21 protein-coding genes and 1 pseudogene are annotated in these 24,082 nt (G+C 59.2%); 14 read left to right on the forward strand and 8 right to left on the reverse strand.

From position 1 onward, the window contains the following. Positions 1-96, forward strand: a pseudogene (locus tag CFE42_RS06135) (integrase core domain-containing protein); the annotation flags it as partial. Positions 97-970: 874 nt separating this feature from the next. Further along, positions 971-1,585 carry a hypothetical protein gene (locus CFE42_RS06140; protein WP_004631585.1) on the forward strand — a complete coding sequence of 205 codons (615 nt, stop codon included), beginning with the start codon at positions 971-973 and terminating at the stop codon, positions 1,583-1,585. Between the two features lie 46 nt (positions 1,586-1,631). Here the strand turns inward: CFE42_RS06140 and CFE42_RS06145 are convergent, their stop codons facing one another. From CFE42_RS06145 to CFE42_RS06160, 4 genes are all read right to left on the reverse strand, one after another. Further along, positions 1,632-2,294, reverse strand: coding sequence for a hypothetical protein (locus tag CFE42_RS06145; protein ID WP_193747925.1), 663 nt, complete (start codon positions 2,292-2,294; stop codon positions 1,632-1,634). 605 nt (positions 2,295-2,899) lie between these two features. Beyond that, the gene (locus CFE42_RS06150) at positions 2,900-3,265 is read right to left on the reverse strand and encodes a hypothetical protein (protein WP_004631583.1); all 366 of its coding nucleotides are present in this window, start codon (positions 3,263-3,265) and stop codon (positions 2,900-2,902) included. Positions 3,266-3,269: 4 nt separating this feature from the next. Next, positions 3,270-3,995 carry a hypothetical protein gene (locus tag CFE42_RS06155; RefSeq protein WP_004631582.1) on the reverse strand — a complete coding sequence of 242 codons (726 nt, stop codon included), beginning with the start codon at positions 3,993-3,995 and terminating at the stop codon, positions 3,270-3,272. After that, complete coding sequence (locus tag CFE42_RS06160) at positions 3,985-4,431, reverse strand: helix-turn-helix transcriptional regulator (protein ID WP_004631581.1); 447 nt, start codon at positions 4,429-4,431, stop codon at positions 3,985-3,987. The genes CFE42_RS06155 and CFE42_RS06160 overlap by 11 nt, the downstream gene beginning before the upstream one ends. A gap of 117 nt (positions 4,432-4,548) precedes the next feature. Between CFE42_RS06160 and CFE42_RS06165 the strand changes: the two genes are divergently transcribed. Genes CFE42_RS06165 through CFE42_RS06180 form a run of 4 tightly spaced genes read left to right on the forward strand, consistent with a single transcriptional unit; the run spans position 4,549 to position 6,356 of the window. After that, positions 4,549-4,743, forward strand: a complete 195-nt coding sequence (locus CFE42_RS06165; protein WP_037044300.1) for a hypothetical protein — start codon at positions 4,549-4,551, stop codon at positions 4,741-4,743. A 2-nt stretch (positions 4,744-4,745) separates the two neighbouring features. Continuing rightward, the gene (locus CFE42_RS06170; protein WP_004631579.1) at positions 4,746-5,039 is read left to right on the forward strand and encodes a hypothetical protein; all 294 of its coding nucleotides are present in this window, start codon (positions 4,746-4,748) and stop codon (positions 5,037-5,039) included. Beyond that, complete coding sequence (locus CFE42_RS06175; RefSeq protein WP_004631578.1) at positions 5,029-6,093, forward strand: hypothetical protein; 1,065 nt, start codon at positions 5,029-5,031, stop codon at positions 6,091-6,093. Before CFE42_RS06170 ends, CFE42_RS06175 begins: the two co-directional genes overlap by 11 nt. Then, positions 6,090-6,356 carry an AlpA family phage regulatory protein gene (locus tag CFE42_RS06180; RefSeq protein WP_004631577.1) on the forward strand — a complete coding sequence of 89 codons (267 nt, stop codon included), beginning with the start codon at positions 6,090-6,092 and terminating at the stop codon, positions 6,354-6,356. Before CFE42_RS06175 ends, CFE42_RS06180 begins: the two co-directional genes overlap by 4 nt. Positions 6,357-6,611: 255 nt before the next feature. On the opposite strand, the gene CFE42_RS06185 is transcribed toward CFE42_RS06180, so the two are convergent. Further along, positions 6,612-6,968 carry a hypothetical protein gene (locus CFE42_RS06185; protein WP_238563808.1) on the reverse strand — a complete coding sequence of 119 codons (357 nt, stop codon included), beginning with the start codon at positions 6,966-6,968 and terminating at the stop codon, positions 6,612-6,614. A gap of 1,036 nt (positions 6,969-8,004) precedes the next feature. Here CFE42_RS06185 and CFE42_RS06190 point away from each other — a divergent pair. From CFE42_RS06190 to CFE42_RS06200, 3 genes are all read left to right on the forward strand, one after another. Then, entirely contained in the window at positions 8,005-8,688 is a 684-nt protein-coding gene (locus CFE42_RS06190; protein ID WP_004631575.1) for a type 1 glutamine amidotransferase domain-containing protein, read from the forward strand. A gap of 614 nt (positions 8,689-9,302) precedes the next feature. After that, the gene (locus CFE42_RS06195) at positions 9,303-11,993 is read left to right on the forward strand and encodes an excinuclease ABC subunit UvrA (RefSeq protein WP_004631574.1); all 2,691 of its coding nucleotides are present in this window, start codon (positions 9,303-9,305) and stop codon (positions 11,991-11,993) included. Positions 11,994-12,028: 35 nt separating this feature from the next. Further along, on the forward strand, positions 12,029-13,189 hold the full coding sequence (locus CFE42_RS06200) for a low temperature requirement protein A (protein WP_004631573.1): 1,161 nt from the start codon (positions 12,029-12,031) through the stop codon (positions 13,187-13,189). A gap of 771 nt (positions 13,190-13,960) precedes the next feature. Here CFE42_RS06200 and CFE42_RS06205 read toward each other — a convergent pair. Next, positions 13,961-14,155: a hypothetical protein gene (locus CFE42_RS06205; RefSeq protein WP_238563807.1), complete on the reverse strand. Its 195-nt coding sequence runs from the start codon at positions 14,153-14,155 to the stop codon at positions 13,961-13,963. A 394-nt stretch (positions 14,156-14,549) separates the two neighbouring features. Here CFE42_RS06205 and CFE42_RS06210 point away from each other — a divergent pair, with 394 nt between their 5' ends. The 3 genes from CFE42_RS06210 to CFE42_RS06220 all read left to right on the forward strand — a co-directional run bounded on the left by CFE42_RS06210 (position 14,550) and on the right by CFE42_RS06220 (position 18,486). Beyond that, positions 14,550-15,557, forward strand: coding sequence for a GGDEF domain-containing protein (locus CFE42_RS06210; protein ID WP_238563806.1), 1,008 nt, complete (start codon positions 14,550-14,552; stop codon positions 15,555-15,557). Between the two features lie 286 nt (positions 15,558-15,843). Next, positions 15,844-17,268: an alkaline phosphatase family protein gene (locus tag CFE42_RS06215; protein ID WP_004631570.1), complete on the forward strand. Its 1,425-nt coding sequence runs from the start codon at positions 15,844-15,846 to the stop codon at positions 17,266-17,268. A gap of 3 nt (positions 17,269-17,271) precedes the next feature. Next, positions 17,272-18,486, forward strand: coding sequence for an alkaline phosphatase family protein (locus CFE42_RS06220; protein WP_004631569.1), 1,215 nt, complete (start codon positions 17,272-17,274; stop codon positions 18,484-18,486). A 685-nt stretch (positions 18,487-19,171) separates the two neighbouring features. Here CFE42_RS06220 and CFE42_RS06225 read toward each other — a convergent pair. Together CFE42_RS06225 and CFE42_RS06230 are read right to left on the reverse strand one after the other, a co-directional pair. Then, a complete protein-coding gene (locus CFE42_RS06225) occupies positions 19,172-19,621 on the reverse strand; it encodes a hypothetical protein (RefSeq protein ID WP_004631568.1) in 450 nt (149 codons plus the stop codon). A gap of 180 nt (positions 19,622-19,801) precedes the next feature. Further along, complete coding sequence (locus CFE42_RS06230) at positions 19,802-20,668, reverse strand: CHAD domain-containing protein (RefSeq protein ID WP_004631567.1); 867 nt, start codon at positions 20,666-20,668, stop codon at positions 19,802-19,804. Between the two features lie 381 nt (positions 20,669-21,049). Here CFE42_RS06230 and CFE42_RS06235 point away from each other — a divergent pair, with 381 nt between their 5' ends. Both CFE42_RS06235 and CFE42_RS06240 read left to right on the forward strand, forming a co-directional pair. Beyond that, positions 21,050-22,594 (forward strand): methyl-accepting chemotaxis protein, encoded by a 1,545-nt coding sequence (locus CFE42_RS06235; RefSeq protein WP_004631566.1) that lies wholly within the window; start codon positions 21,050-21,052, stop codon positions 22,592-22,594. Between the two features lie 297 nt (positions 22,595-22,891). Then, positions 22,892-23,956 (forward strand): porin, encoded by a 1,065-nt coding sequence (locus tag CFE42_RS06240; RefSeq protein WP_004631565.1) that lies wholly within the window; start codon positions 22,892-22,894, stop codon positions 23,954-23,956. The last annotated feature ends 126 nt before the right edge of the window (positions 23,957-24,082 follow it).

The raw sequence follows: 24,082 nt of genomic DNA on the forward strand, positions 1-24,082 counted from the left end.
CGTGCGATCGCCGACTGGATTCAGTTCTACAACCACCGACGGCCCCACCAAGCGCTGAAGATGAAGACCCCGGCTGAGGCATTCGCTTTAGCCGCCTAACCTGTGCAGGTTTCACTGGGTCATTACATTGTCGCACGAGCAGTATTGGGCGGCTCGATCTTACCTGGACGGCTGGTTATCCTGCGCCCGTGGTGACAGCCTGCCGCGTACCGGCATGATTCGGGAGATCATGCGGATGTGGGGTATTCGGGGTGGGTTGCGCGCAGCCACAATGGAACTATGCGAGCGGCGGTATGGAGTCACTTCCTTAGGCTCCTTGACAGATGCGCAATTGCGCGCAGCGCTCTGGGTGACCGTGGCAGACTGGCGAGATATTGGGCACAGGTCCATACAGCGTAGACAGCCACACGGCAAAAAACCAACAACAGGGGGAGCAGCGACGATGCCTGGCACCAAGCTTCTACCAGCACTTGTTGGGGCGATATTCGCTGCTGCGCCTGTGTGGGGGCAGAACGCGCCGGCACCATTTGACGGTGAATGGGCGTTCACGTACCCCTGCGAAACCGCCACCGGCATATACGCGGAGCGCTGCAAGCAAGGCTCGCGCGACGAATTCCGCCTGAGCCTCCGGCAGCAAGGGCGGCGAATTTGCGGCTACCACCTTGCGACGGGTCAACTTGGCAACAGAGTCGACGAAGGCGACTTGGCCGGGCCTGGGCCTTCAGTGGCAGGCACTGCCACAGGCAATGTGGTGACCCTGACGTTCAAAAGCGCGCGCACAAGCGAAATAGGCCAAGCAACTTTGATCAAGGATGGAGACACCATCGTTTGGCACGTTACACAGCCTTTGCGCGAAGATAATTGGTTTCCGAATGATGCTGTGTTGAAGATGCAGACCGCTCAGCCCCACCTTCCCGCAACGAGTTGCGAGGCGGCGCCTCGACCCTGATTGATAACAACGACAGGTGCTATGTCACAGTTCGCACGCGTTGCCTTCCTGGCCATCCTGCTCACGCTATCCGCCAAACCGGCAATGGCGGACTGGACACAAGACTTCGTCAGAATTGCCTGCAACCCAGATGCACGCTTCTTCCGCTTCGAATGGGTTGGACTCGACGGCAGCAGTGCTTGGTCCGACGCTCAATACGATGACAAGCGCATGGAAGAGCGGAAGGCCATCTGGAGACAACATGGCTTTTACGTACCCTCGGATCTTCACTACGAGTGCAAAGTAGGAGACGTCACATACCGTCTCACAACGAAACAGCAAGCCCCTTATTCTCCCGGGATGTGCGGCGAGCAACCGCCAATCAAATTGAACCTCTCCAAGGATGGCGAGGAAATCCTGAAGGATGTGACCTTCGGCGATGACTGCTTTGGCGGCCCCTCTGTTGCGAGCGTGACCATATTCGAGACCCTGATGGGCTGGGGAGGGGCAGGCACTTCGATGTGTGCCTGGCCTACGACCAATTCCGGTAGTAGCCCATACAAAGAGGTCTGCGAAGACCCTTCAGCGTTCTCGCGCACCATGCCTGTCACCCAGGAGCAGATGGGAATCTATTTGCGCAAGCGGTCTAAGGAATAGCCCCACATCCTATTCTGCATGTCTCTGGCGCTAGGGGTTGTGAGCCTTATTCCCGCCCCTCCCGCTCTCTCTCCATAGTAAGTTCTTCAAGGCAATGACCAGAGGAAGGTTTGTCGCTGGATGGATGTAAGGAAGGGAGCGGGGACGGTGAGACCACCAAATCTAGACGACCTAGATTTCCTTTTTTGTATCGAAAGCGCCCTAGCCAGACGCCCTCCACTCCGTAGTCATACGTCTCAGTACGTCGCCACCCCTGACGCTCAAGAACGGGGAAGAAAATTTCATCGGTAATGCACGGACTTGGAGACTTCTTATATTTTCCAAATTCCATTGACTCGATTTCCGCATCAAAAGAAAAGATGAACCAAGAATACTTTCCTGGTCCTTCGGCAAGTCCTAAATTTAGATGCGAGTCCCCGTTCGGGTGGACGTAATACCACCACCCACCGCGCGCATTTCTGTTTTGGTGGTCATTCTTTATCTTCAATGGCGCTGGAAATTTGACGGCGAATTCATCTTCCACTTGGGACTTTGTTACACGCCCATCGGCAGAGTCCGTCAATCTGAGCAACTTCGCCATCAAGTCGGCTATAGGCTCCGGGCGAGAGGAGAGCGTCGCCTCGCCGGGGGCGGTGGCTCGCGCCCCAGAGGTCGTATGTTGCTTTTTTTCGGCCGACTTGCCGTTCACTTCGTGAGCACTGGCAGACATGCCCAGGCAAGATGCAAATATAGTCAACGACAGAAAATATCTATGCATATATATCGCCGCTCTCAATTTAACTGTTCAGGAGCATAGAGGTCTTTAGTGCGCTAAGCCATTGCTGCGTAGAGTCTTCGACGAAAGGAGGCAAGTCAGTGTCGCGTTCACTTCCAGTGCACGCAATGGCACAACGCCATCGACAGCGCCGCGCTGGAACAGATTCGGCTCAAAGGAAGAAAAGCGCCAAACCAAACGCCAAAAGCACGCACCCGGAAACAAGTTGCGATCGGAGAATGGTCCGCCACCCCGGGTAGCCATACGGCACGGGCGCCGAGAAGCGGATCGGGACAGGCAACCGCAACAGCCAAATTCTCCATGCGTGTGTAACCGCCATGACTCCGCAATCCAGCACGCAGAACTTAAGGAGCCGAAGCGGCTCCAGTTCATTAGGCAGTCGGAAAATTTGCATCACGAGGAATACCAGCGCAGGGAGGGCCAATAGCACCACGGAGGCTCGGTAAGCCAGTGTGACGCTGTCTTAAGCCACTGAGGCGCAGGGTTATCGCCTTGCGGGGCGGGGGTCCATTTCATATTCGTGCGGTGGAGCGGCGACGCTACTTGTACAACCCAAAATCAACCTCTTCCTTGACGAACTTGCCACTCGCCAGCAACGCCCTTTCAACATCTGCAATGACGGCCCTATTGTCGACGGGGGCCGACACGAAGAGGCCCCAGATATCGTCGTCAATCTCGTACCGGCCGCCGGCATACTTCCAGTAACCGAAATAGCGATCTTGCGAGAGGGCAACCTCTGGATCGTCGAGGTTCTCAGGATGGCGCTCCTGCACCGCGTCGAGCGCCTCCTGCAGGACCGCTGCAACGTTTGGAAAACCAGCAACTCGATGGTCGTCACAGATCTCGACCAGCAGATCGCTACCGTGATACACGGGCCGAACACGAAACCGGATTTGATCTGCCATGGAATCACTCCGCACGGATCATCTTCCCCAGCACCGGGAAATGCTGCTCTGCCCATCGTTTGAACTCGGCACGGGCGCTCACCGGAACCTGACATCCGGTTGCCGGGTCCAGTAACGACAGACCTTCACCGCGATCAAGACGCGCAGCCAGCACGCGCAACCTTTGCTCGACCCATCCGACCGTTGCAGCAGAGTCGTACCAGTACGCCAAATCGAGCAAGTCAAATATCTCTGCGTCCACGACTCCGCATGCGTACAAGTCTTGGTCAAGAGCCAGGTCACAGGCCACGCGCCTGGCTTGATGCGACTGATCCTTGGCGCTCAGGGTAGTCAACGCGGCGTGAAGCGCGTCCGGCGAGTAGGTTTCAGACTCACCCAACACCCCTGCATCGTCAAACACCAGGCTGCTGGCGTACCGACACAGCCCCAGCGCGACAATGCCCGCGAAAAACCACGAGTCACGCGTTTGAACGCCAACCATGAACGGGCGGCCCTCGCTCACCTCGCGCCGGCCTGCCTGCTCAGTGAAGGACAGCCAGCACGCATGTTCTAGGCGTTCTCCTGAAACCTGGACGAACGCCTGCAAGAGCGTGGCATCCGCTCCATCCCTGTCAAAAGCGACGGCAGCAGGCGGTAGACCGAACTCGGCAAGCGATGCGCCCACAATCGATTGCAGCTCTGCAAGCGTGTCCGGCAACTGATTGAGGGGAACGTAGAGGCTATTCGGCATCCCGCTTTGTCTTTCTCTTGACCGGCTTCCGTACGGCGCCGACCTGCACGTTGTTCGACCCACCAACAATGATCTGAGAGCGCTTGCCCGCCTTCACTGGCTGGGCCTCAGTGGCGCCGACCGACAGTCCACCGATCAATGCAAGGACACCTGCGCGCCCGCGCGCATCGAGTCTCCGAATGCCGGCGATCAACACGTCTTCCTCGGGGGACAGAAACGTCGATACGTGTCGCCCCGTAACCAAATACAGCGCGTCGGCTCCCGCTTCATGCCAGTTGGCCAGGATTCTTACGCCCGGTTCGCTTGTTCCCGTCTCGTAGTTTGAGTAAGTCCTCAGCGCGACCCCGCCGAGCGCAGCCATCTGGGCCTGTGATAGGCCCAGGCGCAATCGCTCTTCAGCGAGCCTTTCCCCAAAATGCAAAGTTCTGCTACCCATGAGTCATATGCGCAGATTTCTGCGTATCATCGAATTTCATATGCAAGATTCTCTTTCACGAGTATATCGACCATGCCCCGTGGAAATGTCGCGAAACGTCGCGCGCCAATTGGCGTCGTGACTGACAAGCCCGTCTATATCCGCCTTCGGCCCGAGGAGCTTCTGAAGTTCAAAGCGCGCGCCGCCACTGAAGGTCGGTCCCTCGGCAACATGGGCCGCGTTCTCATCCTCAGCGCGCTGGCCCAGCCGAGCCCCAACAAGCTTATGCAAGCCGTGCCGCAACGGCACGCAACTTCCGTTGTCGAGGATTGATCATGCACACCCAACACCGAATAGAACACGCCCTGCGCCGCAAGCTCTCTGGCCCCACCCGGCAAGACGTGCAGCAGACGATGGGCTGGGACAAAGGCGCCATGAGCCGCTTCCTGAGCGGCGAGCAAGGCGTGCTGATCGACAAGCTGGATACGCTGGTTGGCGTGTGCGGCTATGTGCTGGTCACGCGCAAGTACATGGATGCCGTGGCCACGCTGGGCGAGGTCGGCATGTTTTGCGAGTGCGCGCGTCAGGGCCACGGCGAGTGCGGCCGGCCGCAAGGGGGTGGGAAATGAAACACCTCTGGGCGAGCCCGGTGCCGGCAAGACCACGCTCATTGAGTTTCTGTGGAAGCTCTGCGGCCGGCGCGACTACGAAGGCTTCGACCCGAGCAAGTCGTCGCTCGCCGCTCGGGCCCGCAACTTCGCCCAGGTGGCCAACCTGCCCGTGGTGCTCATCGAGGGCGACCGCGGCGACGAAGGCGCCAAGCAACGCGGCTTCGATTGGGACGAGCTGAAGACCGCCTACAACGGCCGCAGCACCCGCGCGCGTGGCATGAAGAACGGCGGCAATGAAACCTACGAGCCGCCCTTTCGTGGCGCCATCGTCATCAGCCAAAACGCCGAAGTCAGCGCCAGCGACGCCGTGCTGCAGCGGATCGTCCACATCTACTGCGACCGCTCTGCACAGACGCCGGCAACGCGCGCTGCAGCCGAAGCGCTGGAGCGCATTCCCGTGGAGGATGTGTCGGCGTTCCTGCTGGCCACCGTCATGGCCGAGTCCAAAGTGCTGGAAACCTTCGCCGCCCGCGTGTCCGTGCACGAGCAGGCCTTGATGGCCCGGCCCGACATCAAGACCGTGCGTATCGCCAAGAACCACGCGCAAATCATGGCCATGGTCGACAGCATGCGCCACGTGCTGCCGCTCACCGACGAGCAGCACGCCGCCGCCCTGGACGAGCTGGGCCGCATGGCTGCTGCGCGCCAGCAGGCGATCAGTGCCGATCACGCATTGGTACAGCAGTTCTGGGAAGTCTTTGACTACATCGAGTCCGACGACGATGACCGGCCGATTCTCAACCACGCGCGTACAGGCGATGTCATCGCGATCAACCTGCAGCACCTGGAACACATCGCGGCAGAGCGGCGCGTGCACCTTCCGCCGTTGGCCGACCTCAAGCGCGTGCTCAAGACATCACGTCACAGGAAGTTCATCGATATCCGATCCGTCAACAGCGCCATCAACGCGCAATTCAACCGCGAGAACTTGCTCGCGCCCAAGCGGCCGGAAACGGTCAAGTGTTGGGTGTTCACGCAAGACCGCCCCAAAGCAAAAGGAGCCAATGCATGACCCGGCAAGTTAGATTGCTCGACCTGCCCGCCGACGGCTATCTGCGCCTCAAGCAGATCATCGGAGACCGAAAAGCCGACCCGCCCGTGCCAGCAATCATCCCCGTATGCTCTTCCACCTGGTGGACCGGCGTGAAAGAAGGCCGTTTCCCACAGCCCACCAAGTTAGGCCCCCGCACCACAGTGTGGCGCGTATCTGACATTTACGAGCTTATTTACGGCCGTGGGGGCAACACTGGGGGCAACTCCAAACGGCGAACTTGAGAGAATGGCTTAACGGTGGGGCTTTGCAGGAGTTATGTGACTGCTGTACGTCCCACCATCTGATGGTTTATTGAGGGACAACAAATGTGCCGTTAAGCATAAAGTGGCCGTCTGGACAGGTTATGGTTGTTTACCCGCTGGGCCACATTTATCGAAAATCGGCGCTAAGTTAAATAGCTTTTCCCGCTCGCAGCGGGAATGATGGACGTAAAAAAGCCGGCCGCGTGGCCGGCTTCTTCTTTGGTTTGGAGGCGCTCAGTCTGCTTCGATGCGTCCTTTGGCGTCCTGGAGCAAGCTGATGACTCCCCTGACGCTGCCGAGCACCTCTTGAGGGACACGCTCCCTCACCTCTCGAAGATTGATTGCTTTACCTTGGCTAACGATGTCCTGACATGCGACATCAATAGCCTCTCGCGCATTGTCCAGGCTCTGTTCTCCGCGGCGCCGCAACTGTCGCCGCCAGCGCTCGGCCAGGATGCGAGCCTCCGTGTTGGCGTTCTGATATAGCTGGCGCACGTCGACATCGAGGCGCCGCGCCGCCTCTGCCACACTCACCGGCGTCAACGAATTACCCATCGCGGTCAGTTCCGCGCGAATCTGGTCCCAGTCCAACGTCCGCCGTGGGGCACGCTGGCACTGGCGCGAACAGCATCGTCACCTGCCGGGATTCAACAGTCGCCGGCGACCAGCCCGCCAAGTCGCCCCTCAACAACTTGGGAAGTGACAATCCGGCCTGCGAAGCGATACTCAAATGGGCGGGCATCCTCATCAATCGGTCGCACAACGTACTGCTCAAGTTGCTCGACGACTTCCTCTCGGCCAGGGAACTCAGCTGCGGTCAAATCGGAGATGAGGTTTCTTTCGTCTGCCGAGGGCGGGCGAAAACTATTGAAGTTCCCACCTCTACGCTTTACGGGGCCCCTTACGGTCGCCCTCGTCAAGAGGGCACAAGGACGTTGCCACTCACTCAGACTCACCTCAACTGAGCCTAGGTTTGCGGCTTGGCCTCATCAGGCTCATAGCCCAGTCGCTCCCACCGCTCAACCTAAGCGGCAACTTCACCTACAGCGACATTCTTCGCGCCCCTGGACCCTGCAGTGACTTGGGCGGTCGAAGTGAATTTTCGGGACGAAAATCGCAATACCGAACTTCCGTTGCGCACGCGGTTTCAGCTTCGGTAGACGCTGAACGGCAGTTCGCGGTGATGACATGAAATTCCTTTCTCCATCCGAATGTTCAACACGGCTGGAAAGTGAGGGCTGTTGCGAGAATCCGTACGGGGGACAGCACTAAGCACGGCCTCGTATCTACAGTTCGCAATTCCTAAATTCGATGGCAGAGGCGCCCATACGGTAGATGCCATCCGTACTTGCGTTGGGTCACCGCGACCTTGCCTCTTTCAGGTTACCGATTGGTCGCGTTATGCGGAGCTTAGGAATTCGATACTGGCGGAACTGGAATCGACATGTTCAGGCGAACTCCGACCGTTCGACGCCGACGTGGTCAAGGGGCGGGGAAGAACACAGCACAAAAACCGGCAACACCCTCAGCGCTCCTGACAGCCGCCTATACTGCCAGAATGACTTGGGTCGACGACACCGCTCTTCGGCTCGTTGCAACGTGAATTGAACGGACTCGCGAGGTTGTCATGAAGATTCTGGTGGTACTGACTTCACACGACCAGCTCGGCGATACGGGCCGGAAAACCGGATTCTGGCTCGAAGAGTTTGCCGCGCCTTATTTCGTGTTCAAGGACGCAGGCGTCGAGATGACGCTCGCTTCGCCAAAAGGCGGCCAGCCGCCTCTCGACCCCAAGAGCGACGATCCGGATTCGCAAACCGAAGCAACCCGGCGTTTCAAGAACGATAACGAAGTGCAAGCGGCCCTGGCAAATACAGCGAAGCTCTCAACTGTCTCGGCCGCGGACTATGATGCCTTGTTCTATCCCGGCGGACACGGACCGCTCTGGGATCTGGCAGAAGATCCGCAGTCGATCTCATTGATCGAAACCATGTATGCGGCGGGAAAGCCGGTCGCCGCCGTTTGCCATGCACCCGGTGTGCTCCGTCATGCAAAGGCGCCCGATGGCTCTCCGCTCGTGCGCGATAAACCCGTAACCGGCTTTGCCAATTCAGAAGAAGCGGCCGTCGGTCTTACGGAAGTGGTGCCATTCCTCGTCGAGGACATGTTGAAGAAGAATGGAGGCAAGTATTCGAAGGGGCCGGATTGGCAATCATATGTGGTCGTCGCGGCAAGCCTGATTACTGGACAGAATCCCGCCTCGTCGGAAGCAGCGGCAAAAGCGCTGCTCTCGAGGCTGAGCATGGCTTGATACGTCGCCGGAGTTGAAGGAGTGAGTCATGCAAAAGGAGAGTGGGCCAGCAGATCCGAAACCCGAAACCAATCGAAGGACGTGATACATGCGCCCGAGCCGAACCTGAACCGGCGCGCACCAAGCACTTTGCTTTGATCGCACAGGGAATCTTTTCAGAAAATCGGCGTCGCTGGCTGGTAGAAGCGCGAACGACGATCGTTTGATCATGTCATGGGGCTTTCTGTTGCTGTCCGTGTCAGCCCTGGCTGGTCCCCCTGATTGTCTAAAAAGAATGGAGGAGCCGCGTCATGCAATCTTCCCTTGAAGAACACATGCTCTTCGATATGACACAGTGCGGAATTCGTTGCAGGCATCCTCATGCTGGTCTCGCACATCATGTTTGAATCTTTAGGGATGGCTCTTTACAGTCTCGGCTGTCTGGGGAAATGTGCCGCTGTCATGCTGGCGCTTCGGGTTTAATTGAAGCGGTGAGGATGCCCCGACAATGCTCGCCGCAGCGGCCATCCCCGCCCTCGTTGCTCAACAACCTTCGAGCCCGAATAGCCTGTGCCGAGCGCCTTCATTAGTTTTCGCTCGATTCGCCGAGCCATGCTTATTCGTTACTCATCGATATGGACGCCATCCGCAACGAAGCTCGCTCGACGCCGGCGCAATCCGACGCACCCGCTTTCACCGGCTTCGTGTGCGTGCGCGGCGCTCGCGAACACAATCTGAAAAACATCGACGTGCAGATTCCGCGTGATGCGCTAGTCGTCTTCACCGGCGTGTCGGGATCGGGAAAATCGTCGCTGGCATTTGGCACGTTGTACGCCGAAGCGCAGCGGCGCTATTTCGAATCGGTCGCGCCGTATGCCCGGCGCCTGATCGAACAGGTCGGCGTGCCCGAAGTGGACGCGATCGAAGGCCTGCCGCCCGCGGTCGCGTTGCAGCAGCAGCGAGGCACGCCGAGCGCGCGCTCGTCGGTTGGCAGCGTGACCACGCTGTCGAGTCTCGTGCGCATGCTCTATTCGCGCACTGGCGACTATCCGCCAAAGCAACCCATGCTGTTCGCCGAGGATTTCTCGCCAAACACGGTGCAAGGCGCCTGTCCGACTTGCCATGGACTCGGCCGCGTGTACGAGGTTACGGAAAAATCCATGGTGCCGGACGACTCGCTGACCATTCGCGAGCGCGCAATCGCTGCATGGCCGCCGGCCTGGCACGGACAAAATCTGCGCGACATTCTGGTGACGCTCGGCTACGACGTCGATAAACCGTGGCGCGATTTGCCGAAGAAAGTCCGCGACTGGATTCTCTTCACCGACGAACAGCCGACCGTGCCCGTCTACGCCGGCCTCACGCCGAAAGAAACCCGCGCCGCGCTAAAGCGCAAGGACGAACCGAGCTATCAAGGGACATTCTCCGGTGCGCGCCGCTATGTGCTGCACACGTTCGCGAACACGCAAAGCGCGCTGATGAAAAAACGCGTGTCGCAATTCATGGTCGGCAGCGTCTGTCCGACCTGCCATGGCAAGCGGCTCAAGAAGGAAGCGCTGTCGGTGAAGTTCGCCGGGCTCGATATCGGCGATTTTGCTCAGTTGCCGCTCGCCAGACTTGCCGAGATGCTCGAACCGATCGCGCGCGGAAAATGGCCCGAGCCGGATGCCGCTCATTCGGTCAAAGACGCCGCCAGAGGCAGCGTGCTCAGCAGGAGCGCCATGCGCGATGCCGTCGAAAAGCGGGTCGCCGCAGGCGGTTCCGCGCACAAAGCCTCGCCCGACGTGAGGCGCACGCCCAACCTGTCCGAGGAGAAGCGCGTCGCTGCCCAGCGTATCGCAGCCGAACTTCTAGAGCGCCTGACGACGCTGGTCGATCTGGGCCTGGGCTATCTCGCGTTGGAGCGCAGCACGCCCACGCTGTCATCCGGCGAAACGCAGCGCCTGCGACTCGCCACGCAGTTATCGTCGCAGTTGTTCGGCGTCGTGTACGTGCTCGATGAGCCATCAGCCGGTCTGCATCCCGCCGATAGCGAAGCACTCTTCAGCGCGCTGCAGGGATTGAAGGCGGCGGGCAATTCGCTGTTTGTCGTCGAACACGATCTGCAGATGATGCGGCGCGCCGACTGGCTGGTCGACGTCGGCCCCGCAGCGGGTGAGGCCGGCGGCTATGTGGTCTATAGCGGGCCGCCCGCCGGACTCGCGAAGGTGGAGGCGTCGCAAACGCGCCGGCATCTGTTCGCGCCACCGGCGCCAGTCGAACGTATGCCGCGTAAACCTACCGGCTGGCTGCGGCTCGCCGGCATCACGCGCAACAATCTGCTCGGGCTCGATGCCGCGTTTCCGCTCGGCTGTCTGACTGCCGTCACAGGCGTGTCGGGCTCGGGCAAATCGAGCCTCGTGAGCCAGGCACTGCCCGAGCTGGTCGCTAGCCACCTTGGACGCGCCTTCGAAAACCCGGACAACGACGAGCAGGACCCGTTGTTCGCCGCCACCGCCGTGCCGACCGGAGGCCGCATCACCGAAGGGATGGACACCGTGCGGCGACTCGTGCGCGTCGATCAGAAACCGATCGGCCGCACGCCGCGTTCCAACCTTGCCACTTACACGGGCCTGTTCGACCATGTGCGCAAGCTGTTCGCCGACACGCCGCTCGCCCGCAAGCGCCGCTACAGCGCGGGCCGCTTTTCGTTCAACGTGGCGCAAGGCCGTTGCCCGACTTGTGAAGGCGAAGGCTTTGTCAGCGTCGAACTGCTATTTCTACCGAGCGTCTACGCGCCCTGCTCGACATGTCACGGCACGCGCTACAACGCGCAGACGCTGGAAGTCACGTGGCGCGATAAAAACATCGCCGAGGTGCTCCGCCTGACCGTCGACGCCGCCTGCGACTTCTTCGCCGACGAAGCCAGCGTGATGCGCGCGTTGAACGTGCTGCGCGACATCGGCCTGGGCTATCTGCGGCTCGGCCAGCCGGCCACCGAACTGTCCGGCGGCGAAGCCCAGCGCATCAAACTCGCCACCGAACTGCAACGCGCGCAGCGCTCCGACACGCTGTATATCCTCGACGAGCCGACCACCGGCCTGCATCCCGCCGACGTGGACCTGCTCATGGTGCAACTCCAGGGACTCGTGGATGCCGGCAATACCGTCGTGGTGGTCGAACACGACATGCGGGTGGCCGCGCAGAGCGACTGGGTTATCGACGTCGGCCCGGGCGCCGGCGACGCCGGCGGCAAGATCGTGGCGAGCGGCACACCAGTGGAGATCGTGCGCGCGAAGGAAAGCCGCACCGTCGAGTATCTGCGGCAGTACCTCAACAACCACTGAAGATTGGTGCGCTAGCATTACTTGTTAGGCCCAAAATGCAGAACACAAAATATTTTGAACTCAATCGCCGTGCCACCTGGCTCGAGTTGTTCTTCGACCTGATTTTTGTGGTGGCGATCGGTGACGTAACGAATATCCTGAACCACACGCACGAGGGTCATCTTGACCCACCCCAGTTCTGGCAATACGTCCTCGCTTTCATACCCTTGTGGTGGATTTGGGTCAGCCACACGATGTATGCCAACCGGTTCGACGCGGATGACCGGAAGCATCGGCTCGCAACCCTGTTCATCATGTTCCTGATGATTATCATCTCAGGCTTGATCGACCAACGATTCCTGGCCAGCTTTGAGGCCATCATCGTCTGCTACGCTTGTTCGAAATACATCATCGCCATGATGTATTTCGTATCGAAGCAACGGCATAAGGAAAGCGTGCATCTCACAACGGCAGTTGGGTGGGTGACCCTCGCTGGCGCCACCATCAGCCTCGCTTCGATCCTGTTCCCGGCGCCACAGCGATATGTCGTGTTTTACCTTGGAATACTGTTCGATCTGGTTGCGTTCCTCTTTTTTTTGCCCCGTCATCTCCAGGGTATCCCAGTGCATACCGAACACCTGATCGAGCGTGTGGGCCTGCTCACGCTCATCTTACTGGGAGAGTCCGTTATCAGCCTGTCGGCGGGACTGGCCAATATTAGCTGGACTGTGGTGAGGCTGATGACCGCCGCCACCGGCTTCGTGACGATATCCAGCATCTGGTGGGTCTACTTTGACAGTTTTCACCTGTTGTCCAGACAGAAGCTCGCGACCGGTCATTCGGTCGCGTATTCGCATCTTTTTGTTTTCATCGGCCTGTCGATCCTGGCGAGCCTGATCCGGCATGCGATCCTGGACGACATGCAGGTAACCGATTTCCGGATACTGTTGGTCATCGGCACGGTCTGCTTTTTCATTGGCAAGCAGTACGCCTATTTCATGGAGCGTCCTGAGTTGCGGCGCCAGTTGGTCGTCAACACCCTGGTCGTGTTTGTGTTGACCGGGCTTGCCCTGCTATTGCCCAGAACCAGTTACATCCTGCTTGGCCTGACCGCTACGGTGATTTGTTATGCTTTCCTCAGTCTCAAATACCTGACCGTCCCCCGTGGGCGTCAGGATCATCCACGCAACAGCGCTATCACGGGAGACCAGCCATGAGCGACACAGCAAGTTCGGGTGCGATGCGGATGGCGTCCCAAGTTATCTGTGTCGAAGTAAAACGAGTCGAAACGGCCGGACTTCTGGCGGTTGTCGACGGCGAATATAGGTGCGAGCCCCTGCATCCTGCTACCGGCGTTGTACGTTGGATCAACCTGCTGTCTAATAGATAACGTCGCTGTCTATTAGAGAACGCCGAAGTAGGCCGTTCGGCACATTCCTACGACCCGAAGCTTAATTCATTGGAAGGTCGGAGGCAGTTCCATTAGGGCCAAAGATTTCAGCCCTGCCCGTGGCTCTATGCCCTACCGCCTGAGCCGAGCAGCAGCATGCGTCGTCATCATCAGTAGGTAGACGGTCCAATGACGAACTCGCGACTCGGGACGCTCTGCTACAACGTCCCAAGACCCGCATTGCGCGGGCCTCAACGGGAAGAAATCCGTTTGGACAGGTTATGCCTTATTCCGCCCCGTTGGGCCAAGTTGTGCTTTATGGCCTAGCGCCAAGCCAGACTAAGCCCCTGTGCAGCCGGCCACGTTATGCTTTATTCGTCGGCCACGTTATGCTTTATCGGCACGGCGCACCTTAACGGGCGGGTCTTCAAACGGTCGCAAAACCGATGGGCAAAAAAAGCCGACGTTTGCGCGTCGGCTTTTTTCATCGCGGTTACGCTTCGGCGACCTTCAGTCCGCCTCCATACGATCCCGCGCTTCCTGCAGCAAGGTGATAACCCCTCTAACGCTGCCAAGCGCCTCTTGCGGACACGCTTTCTTATTTCGCGAAAATTGATCGCTCCCCTTCGCTGAGGATTTCCTGGCATGCGGCATCAATCGCATCTCGGGCTTTTTCCACGCTCTGCTCGCCCCGGCGTCGCATATGCTGCCGCCAGCGCTCCAGTTGACCACGAATATCGTCCCAGACCAAGGTTCGACGCGGGGCGCGCTGCGCTGTGCGATGAGACAGCATGGTCACTTGTTTGCAAGTGTCGGCCGGTGGGGACCAGTTCTTCAGAGCGGCGTCAGTACTTTGGCAAGTACTCGTCCGGCGTGCCCAGCGATCTGAGGAAGCGCTAGCAATGTAGGCATGCCGCGATGCTTGAGCCAGTGATGTACCGTAACGTAGATGAACGACGTCAATATATATGTGCCCCCCTGAGAGGGGGGGCGCCCTACATCCACCAACGTCGGTAATCAACGGTTCGATTTGGTTTGCGCGGTCGCGCAACCCCACCAATTAACTACGTTGGCAGATGAACCGAAGCGCCTGCGCATCAACTACATTCGGCCAAAACAAGAAAGGTTGTGGTTTGGGAATTCATATGAGATGGGTAGCTTTACTTGGCGTAAGCGGAGCCCGGCGTTTGAGCACCGTTGAAAGGCTGCCGGAGTATGAGCAAGCGCTGTTGCGGGTCTATCTAGGCCCGTTCCCCTTCCTGGCCTATACAGTCGTTGCACTCATCCAACCAACGCCTGAGGCATACCGAACCCTATTGGTATGTCTTTTTTATGCCGTATTCAGCGTCGGTACGTATTTGGCTGTCAACACAGTGTCCGCCCCATCGCGCACGCGCTTAGTGGCGACCACCGTCATGGACCAGGCGTCGGTGGTGATGATACTTGCCGCAGGAGACCGGATTGCATTGCCCATGCTCTGGGCCTTCTTCTGGTTTTTGGTAGGCGCAGGGTGTCGCCATGGCAAGCGCATGTTGGCACTCTCCTGTACTGTCGCGCTTGCTGGCATTGTCATGCTCATGCGATGGGCACCGTGGTGGCAAGAGAATTTTTCCGCCGCGCTGGGCATCGCCTTTGGGGTTACCGCAACCTCGATCTACTTGTCAGTGCTGGTCAACAGGCTCGAGAAGCGAGCCGCTACCGACCCTTTGACGGGTCTGAGCAATCGCAAGAGCCTTGAGAAGGCCGTCGCACGCGTCCTTTCTGCTCAAGACGGGGAAGCGTACCGAACGGCTCTGTTGCTCATTGATTTGGACGGGTTCAAACAAGTCAACGATGCATATGGGCACGGAGTAGGAGACTTGCTGCTGCAACGCTTTGCCCATGCCTTGCAAGCTCGGATGCGCCGTGGCGATACGCTCTCCCGCTTGGGAGGCGACGAGTTTGTGATTCTGGCGCGCGACCTTGATACCAAGACAGACGCGCAAGCCATTGCAGATGAAGTCCAATCGGTACTGAATGCGATTCAAACCGTTGATGGGCATCCGGTTTCTGTGTCGGCCAGCATCGGCGTCTACCTGTTTTCAGCCGACACGCGAGACGCCCCACTCGACATCCCCGCCATCATGCGTCGCGCAGATAGTGCGATGTATCGCGCGAAGACCTCTGGCAAGAACCGGACTGTGTTCATCGACTAGCGTTTCCTCTGTGATAGCGGGTGAGCTGACAACTCGCTCGCCTCCAACTGCGCTTCCGCTGCCGTTGCCAGATTTTTATCCCGTGCCCGTCCGCCAGGCGTTGCATACCCGCACCTAATCTCGAAGCCGTCTTGACGACGTGTGCACCACACGCCGCATCCAGACCGTTTGAATAAGAGCCACGACTCTACTTCGCGATCCTGTCACATGATGGTCCGAGCACCACTGCTACTGTCCGCGCGTTCTAGGGATGCCCTCAGGGCGATAAATAAGCAGGAGAAGTAGCGTGACTCAGAAGATTTCAACGGCGCGTTTCCAGACGCGCCGCCGATTGCTTGGTGCGGCGGCCGCAACGCTCGCCGGTGCCGGCTTGTCTGCATGTGGCGGAGGCGGCGATGGCAGCCTCTCGGGGGATTCAGGTGGCGCCTCATCTACGGGCAGCGCGCCCGTGCCAACCCAGTTGGTGCCACCGGTCTTGCCCGGTCCTGCGCAGTCGGGTATCGACCACGTCGTGCTGGTGGTGATGGAAAACCGATCGTTCGACCACTATCTGGGCTGGCTGCCCGGCGCTAACGGAAAGCAGGCTGGACTCCAGTTCATCGACGCCTTTGGCAATCCGCAGAATTCGTTCCGCCTCGCGACTGATCCCAAGTATGGTTTCCAGGGCTGCGGCTTTGCCGATCCGGATCACAGCTACGAGGGAGCGCGCACCCAGCTCAATGGCGGGAAGATGGACGGATGGTTGCTCACGGCCGACACAAACAAGACGCCTGGCGACCTGTTTCCCATCGGCTACTACCAGGCCGAGGATTTGTCTTTCTTCGGATCCGCCGCTCGCGATTGGACGGTATGCGACAGCTACCACTGCGGCATTCTGGCGGAGACGTATCCGAACCGGTTTTACTTGATGTGTGGCGAGACTGACCGGTTACACAACTCCAATGCAACCTGTTCGCTCCCGACGATCTTCGATCGCTTTGCCGAAAAGGGCGTGTCGGCCAACTATTACTTCAGCGACGTGCCGTTCACGGCGCTGTTTGGCGCCAAGTATCTCAATACCTCCAAACCGTTCGCAACGTTTTTGACGGACGCCGCAGCCGGCACCCTACCTGCATTCTCATACGTCGATCCGCGCTTTACCGGGGAGAACCCGCAAGGCGTATCGGCCGATGATCACCCGAACTCGGATATCCGCAACGGACAGGTCTTTCTCAATCAAATCTATGATGCCGTGCGTAATGGTCCAGGTTGGCAAAAAACGCTGCTGATCATCACCTACGACGAGTGGGGCGGCTTCTTCGACCACGTGCCGCCGTTCAAGCGCCCGGTGTCTGCCGCAGAGACACAGTTGGGCAACGACGGCTACCTCGGCTTCCGTGTGCCGATGGTGCTGATCGGGCCCCGGGTCAAGCGTGGGCACGTCAGTCATTGGCCGCTCGACCCGAGTTCAATCCATCAGTTGCTAACCTGGCGCTTCGGGCTGAACGCCCTCGGCGGGCGTGGCGGGCTGCCGGACACCAATTCGATCGCCTACGCGCTCGACTTCGTCGCTCAGCCAAACCTGTCTGCGCCGGCTTACTCGGTCCCGCAAGGTCCGTTCGGGGGCGTGTGCTCCGGCTCCATCACCGGCAGCGTCCCCGGCATCAGCGGCGTTCCTGGCATCAGCTCCCTTCGCACGATCGCCACCTCGTTGGGCTTTCCTCTTCCTTGAATCATGGCCATCATGCGACTTTCCAAATTGAACTGGCTGACCAGCGGCATCCTCGCAACCTTCCTCGCCTGCCTGCTGACGGGCTGCGGCGGCGCGAGCGATGCAGCCAACTCGACAGGTGGGCCTTCGGCAGCAGTGTCGCCGGCTCCAGTCTCGCCACCCGCGCAGGCCCCAGTGACGCCAACCGCAAGCCGGATCGGCCATGTGTTCGTCATCGTGCTGGAGAACAAAGGCTATACCCAGACTTTCGGCTCTGGGAGCCAAGCGCCTTACCTCGCAAACACGCTGACGAGCCAAGGCGCGTTGCTGACTCAGTACTACGGTACCGGCCATAACAGCAACGATAACTACCTGACCATGATCAGCGGTCAGGCACCCAATGCGCAGACCCAGGCTGACTGCCAGTACTACACCGACTGGTTGGGCACCATGAGCCCCGATGCCAACGGGCAGGTGACTGGAACCGGCTGTGTCTACCCTGCCGCCATCGGCACGATCGCCAGCCAACTGGATGCCAAAGGGTTGGCTTGGCGCGGCTATATGGAAGACATGGGCAACGATCTGACGCGCGACGGCAGATCGACCTGCTCCCACCCTGCCCTCAATGGCAAGGACGGCACGCAGTCCGCCATCGCGACGGACGGATACGCGACGCGCCACAACCCGTTCATGTATTTCCACTCCGTGATCGACAACCAGTCGTATTGCGACAGTCATGTGGTGCGGCTTGATTCGCTGGCCACCGATCTGAACAGCGTTGCAACCACGCCCGCGTTCTCCTTCATCGTGCCAAACCTGTGCAACGATGGTCACGACGAGCCCACCTGCGCGGACGGCAAGAGCGCAGGCGGACTGCCGGCGGTCAACCGGTTCCTGCAGGCCTGGGTGCCGCAGATCATCAACTCACCGGCGTTCCAGTCCGATGGCCTGCTGATCATCACGTTCGACGAAGCGGATACGAATGACACCTCGGCCTGCTGCGGTGAGCCGACCGGGCCAAACTCGGTCGCGCCGGGCCTGACCGGCCCTGGCGGTGGCCGCGTCGGCGCGGTGGTGCTCTCCCCCTTCGTCAAGCCGGGCACGGTCAGCAATACGCCCTACAACCACTATGCCCTGCTCAAGAGCATCGAGGACGTTTTCGGGTTATCGCATCTTGGCTATGCCGGCATGAACGGCCTGCAGGGCTTTGGCAGCGACGTGTACAGCGCCGCGCGCTGATCTTTCCCGCGATGCCGTCGCGATCGACATCGGGCTGGCCAAAAAGGCTACGGCGAGATGCCCTCGGTGGCTGAGGGCATGCGCCAAGCTGTCAGATGGGCGTCTGCCCCTCCGTCTGCTCCCCTCAAGGAACGCCGGGAAGCACCGCTCGGCAATCGCACGACCCTCGCGCATGCCTGCGGCGATCGCTGCATCGGCCGAATCAAGATCGGCGGACACACGATGGAGCCGCTGCATCTGCGGATAGGACATGGCACCGTCCCGTGGTGCGCAGATAAACCCTGTGTATGCGTATCTGAATCCAGAGCCCCTGCCGAGCACGGCCAGCACCTGTATTGAGCAGCCCCTGAACTGCTGAATTGCCCACTGCTGCATTCCGGCGCCCCCAAGTATTCATCGCTGTCTTGATATTGACGGCAGGCGACGGCTGCAAGGCAATTGTCGAAGACTTACATTACATGTATGACATTTTTGTCATTGCTTTCATGTAACTTAATTCAAAGAAGATAGGTCGGGCCTTTTTTCCTCCTCGTGCGCAGCCAAGATGGCTGCGTTTTTTTTTGCCGATTCGGTGTTCAGGGGTCCGCTGTAGGTTCGCGCCTGTAGGGGGCAAGGGGGCAGTTCGCGTATGCCGGTCCATACAAGCGCTGATTGGCAGATCGTCGTCAGCGTGAATACCGCACCATCAATCCTTTGCTGGTCGGCCCGTCTTCACAGACTCTAGTTTCGCTACGACGGCGAGCAGACGATTCGCCGGCATCGCGGCCAATAGGTTGATTCCAGCGCGCAAGAGTTCGCTCTTCTTGACCTTCCTACCACCTGCGAGACACCTCTCCTTGATCTCGGCGAGCATTCGATAGTCTGCTTCCGGCATCGTGAAACTGTCCCGCACAACCTTGGTTTTCTTCGGCTTCTCCGGTGCCATCTCTCCCGCTGGGGTAGCCACACTGGCAGCACGCTTTGTCTTCTTCTGGTTCTTCTCTTGCCCGGTTGGCAATGCCGCCGGCTTGGCCGAGCTTTGTTTGGTTGCTCGCGCGCCTGCGCTCGCTTCAGATTTGGTTCGGCCAGTCTTTGCTGTCGCACTGGACGATGCGTTCTCAGCCACTGCCGCTTGCTTTGCCATTTCGAGTTCCATCTGGTGCCCCCTTTTCTGATGTGTACTGAAACAGTATATATAGTTTCCGACGGGCAAAAAATTTGAACACACCGATCAGGCTGAGGCCCGACGCCTCCTGACAAAGCTCGGACCGGATCTTGCCCACTGCTTCTGTGGATAAGTGACTGCACCTCCCCGACCGGGGCTCCAAGTAGAACCTCAGCGCTCGCAAGGGAGACACCCTAATGCGGCAATAGCAGCACGACGTCGGGCCTTCTTCTCCTTTCTAAGCCATTGCACAAACAGTTCGTGGGCTGTCGCGTACTCCGGCCTGACGGGGACTTGGGAGATGTAGGTTGCCCCGACAACCACGTCGTTCAGCTCTCCTAAAGCGTCTTGAAGCTGTTCCAGTCGGCGAATTCGTTTGATGTCCTTCTTTCCCAACACGGGCGAGAAGAACTCAAGCAGGTAACGCAGTCGCTTGATTTGGATACGCGTCTGATGCAATTCCTGCAAGCCACCATTCGACGCGCGACGAAGCGCTCGATTCACCCGCCTGGACGCCGCTGCAATACTGGCGGGCGCAAACTTTCCGAGCGTCTCGCTGGTCTCTGGCTGTGCCTGCGTTGCGTTGCCAATCGCTTCTCTAAAGTCAGCCATCAGCTTCTCAGGCCCGATGCCTTCGAAGGTAACGCGGCTCTCGGCACGCGCGCGCTGCCTGATGTCTTCCAACGCCTCCAGCAAGATCAAGGCAGAGGGCTGGCTCGGCGGAACGGCAGCGCGCAACAGCACGTTGACGATGATGTCCCAGTTCCTCGGCGGCCCAATTTGAGCCGCAACATCGGCTAGCCTGCATCGCCAGTCATCGGCCAGCGCCTTTGGAAGCAGGTCCCGATAGGCCCACAACAGCGCCCGCAGTCTACGGATGGCGACTCTCATCCGATGACCGATCTCGGGGTCGTTGCTCCGTAGATACTCTGGTGCCCAGTGCTCGACGATTGCGATCTCAGGCGTGGCCAGCCGAGAGAGCATCGACAGGGCCTGTGCTTCGGCATGCAAAGGAGATGATGCGGCGGAGTTGACCATCAGAATTGCCCATTGAGATCAGAGCACCGGTCGCAGCGAGCAGCCCAATCTCCCAATTGAATCGATGCGCGGCTTGCTGACACACACATGCAGTCTCATCACTCCATTGAGAGGTAGGAGCCAAGCCGGAGACGTTGGCCACCAGACTATCAGCCCACTGTAGACGAGTCCTCGGCACTGGCCTTGACACCTATCAACCGTAAATATAGAGGACACGGCGCAGGCGCGTCGCGCTTCAACAGCGGCAGGGTGGTAGACGGCGCACATATTTTCGCAGCAATAGTGCACTGCAAAAATTCATCTTAAGTGGCACGCAGATTGGCCGATAAGAAGACGTCCAGGCGAGGACCAGGTCTCGCCGAACTCGTCTTACCCGTCATCATGAAACTGTCGATCAAACTGCCCCTCGCCTTTGGTATTGCGCTGCTGCTGATGTTCTCCGGAGCAATCTACGGAATCGCTTCGCTCAACCACTCCATCGTTGAATACAACACCACCGTGCAGGCCCGCGTCGCCGATGAGCGGGCGGTGACGAAAATGCTCGTTACCTTCAAAACGCAAGTGCAGGAGTGGAAGGACACGCTTCTGCGTGGTGAAGACCCAGTCAAGCTGGACAAATATTGGGCGGCCTTCCTGAAAGGTGAGCAGGCTGTTTCTGATCAGGCAAAGGCGCTGCAGGATTCGCTTCCACCTGGCAAGAGTCGAGACCTGATCAAGCAATTTGCCGAAGCGCATGTCGCCATGGGCGTCGGCTACCGAAAGGGCCACGATATGTTCGTCGCCGCCTCGTTCGACCCTACCGTTGGCGACAAGGTCGTAGCCGGGGTCGATCGCGAGCCAGCACGCCTGCTGGATGAAGCGGCTCAAGAGATCGCGAAGGAAAGCATCGCCGTATCAGCCAAAACGGCTGAAGCCGCGCACACCGCATTGGTCGTCAGCTCCGCACTGATGCTCGTGGCATTCGGGCTGGGGCTGGCCGGCGCTTTCATATTCAGCCGCACCATTACGAAGCCACTTGCCCGCGCGGCGGATGTGGCCAGCGCGGTTTCGCATGGCGATCTAGCCAAGCCGTTTGACTCACGCGGCACTGACGAGATCGGTCAATTGCTCGATGCCCTCAAGCAGATGCAAACCAACCTTGCCAACGTGGTGAGCGAAGTGCGTCGGAATGCCGAAGGCGTTGCCGCTGCCAGCTCACAGATTGCTGCGGGCAACCTGAATCTTTCGTCGCGTACGGAAGAACAGGCGGCGTCGCTGGAAGAGACCGCCGCGAACATTGGGGAGCTGACCACAACCGTCCGACGCAATTCGGAGAGCGCCGTGCAGGCCTCCTCGCTCGCGGGGCACGCTTCCGACACCGCAGCACGCGGCGGCAAGGTCATGAACGAAGTTGTGCAGACCATGCAAGGCATCTCTGAGAGCTCTGCGAAGGTGGGCGAGATCATTGGTGTCATCGACAGCATTGCTTTCCAGACCAATATCCTGGCCCTCAACGCTGCAGTTGAAGCGGCCCGTGCCGGCGAGCAGGGCCGGGGCTTTGCCGTCGTGGCAGGCGAGGTGCGCACGCTCGCGCAGCGTAGCGCCTCGGCAGCCAAGGAAATCAAGGGCTTGATCAGTCAATCCACGGAGCGCGTGGAAGCGGGGGCGCGGTTGGTGCACGAAGCCGGCACCATCATCGATGACATCGTCACCTCGGTGCATCGCGTGACGCAGATCGTTGGCGAGATTTCCGCGGCTTCGGCCGAGCAAAGCACCGGTATCGATCAAGTGAACGTTGCCGTGGGCCAGATTGAAGAAGTCACCCAGCAGAATGCGGCATTGGTGGAAGAGGCGTCGGCTGCCGCGCATGCCATGGCCGAGCAGGCCGATTCACTGCGCCGCGCGGTTGCAGTCTTCAAGCTCAGGGACAGCGCGGTGGGCGCCTGACGAACAGGCCACGCGGTATGCAGGAATCTGCGGATGGCATCACCTGCGCATCGAGTTGATGAGCGCAGGGCTTGATGCTGGCAAGCGCACTGCAGCCTGTCTTTCGAGTAGCGCAATACTCGGATCGATTATTTCCAAAAAAAGAAATATTAAAGAGCCATTCATCTGGATTGTTTACTTATTGCTGTCACATAACTGACGCATTATCTCGCCTTAGCGTTCGGGGGCGCGTTCATTAGCTGGTTACGACAGGCCCCATCGCAGATTCATTCGTTCAAACAGCAATTGAGGCTAACAGTGAAAAAAACTCTCCTCGCAGTGACAATCGCGGCCGGCACCGTGCCTGCCGCCGCATTTGCGCAGTCGTCGAATGTCACGCTTTACGGCATTGTTGACGCCGGCGTCAGCTATCAAAGCCACGTGAAAGGCGGTGCCAACAGCAACGGCTCGGTCACCGCGCTCACCTCTGGTGGACTATCTGGGTCGCGCTGGGGCATCCGTGGCGCTGAAGATCTGGGGAATAACCTGAAGGGTATCTTCGTATTGGAAAGCGGCTTTGACATCGACACCGGCAAATCTGCGCAGGGTAGTCGGTTGTTTGGTCGCCAGGCCTACGTAGGCTTGCAGGGCGATTTCGGCGCCGTCACGCTGGGGCGTCAGCAAAACGCGCTGTACGACCTGTTCGCAGCTTACGATCCGATGGCAGTTGGACCGAACTACTCGCTGAATTCGGTGGACAACCAATTCAATGGCCGCGCCGACAATGCAGTCAAATACACGGGTAAGTTCGGCGGGTTGACTGCGACGGGTTTCTATAGCTTCGGGCGCGACAGCAATTCCGGACTCGGCGGTGAGGTCCCTGGCAGCTTCAAGGTCGGCAAGAACTATGGCGCGGGCGTAGCTTACGCAAATGGTCCGCTTTCGGTGGGTGTCGCCTATGACCAGTACCAGGGCAGCACCATTGCTGCCTCAGCACTCGATGCCAAACGCGCTGCCATTGGCGCGTCTTATGCAGTAGGCGATGCCAAGGTGTTTGCTGGTTATCGCTGGTTGCGCGATGAAGTCACGACCGGCACTGCACGCCACGACAATCTTTACTGGCTCGGCGCGCTCTACAAACTTACCCCTGCGTTCACTCTGACGGGCGCTGCCTACTATACGAACGCACGTACCGACAGCAACAGCTCCTGGATGTTCGTGCTGAACGCGGACTACGCGCTGTCCAAGCGTACCGACGCCTACGCGCTGATCGGCTATGTGAACAACAAGGGAAACGCAACTTATGGCGTGACTGGCACGGCTAACACGCTGCCGGGTCAGAACCAGACTGGCGCGATGGTTGGCGTGCGTCACCGCTTCTAATTCAGCCCAATAAGGCAGGTCGACGCGTCCAGGGACGTGTCGCCGCTAGATCATATCGACCTTGACTTGTCACCGGGTTCAAGGACGTTTGGCCGGCGCTTTCGCCGGCCATTTTTTTTGGAACGC

Source organism: Ralstonia sp. PBBBR1 (assembly GCF_002256165.1).
GTDB lineage: Bacteria > Pseudomonadota > Gammaproteobacteria > Burkholderiales > Burkholderiaceae > Ralstonia > Ralstonia thomasii.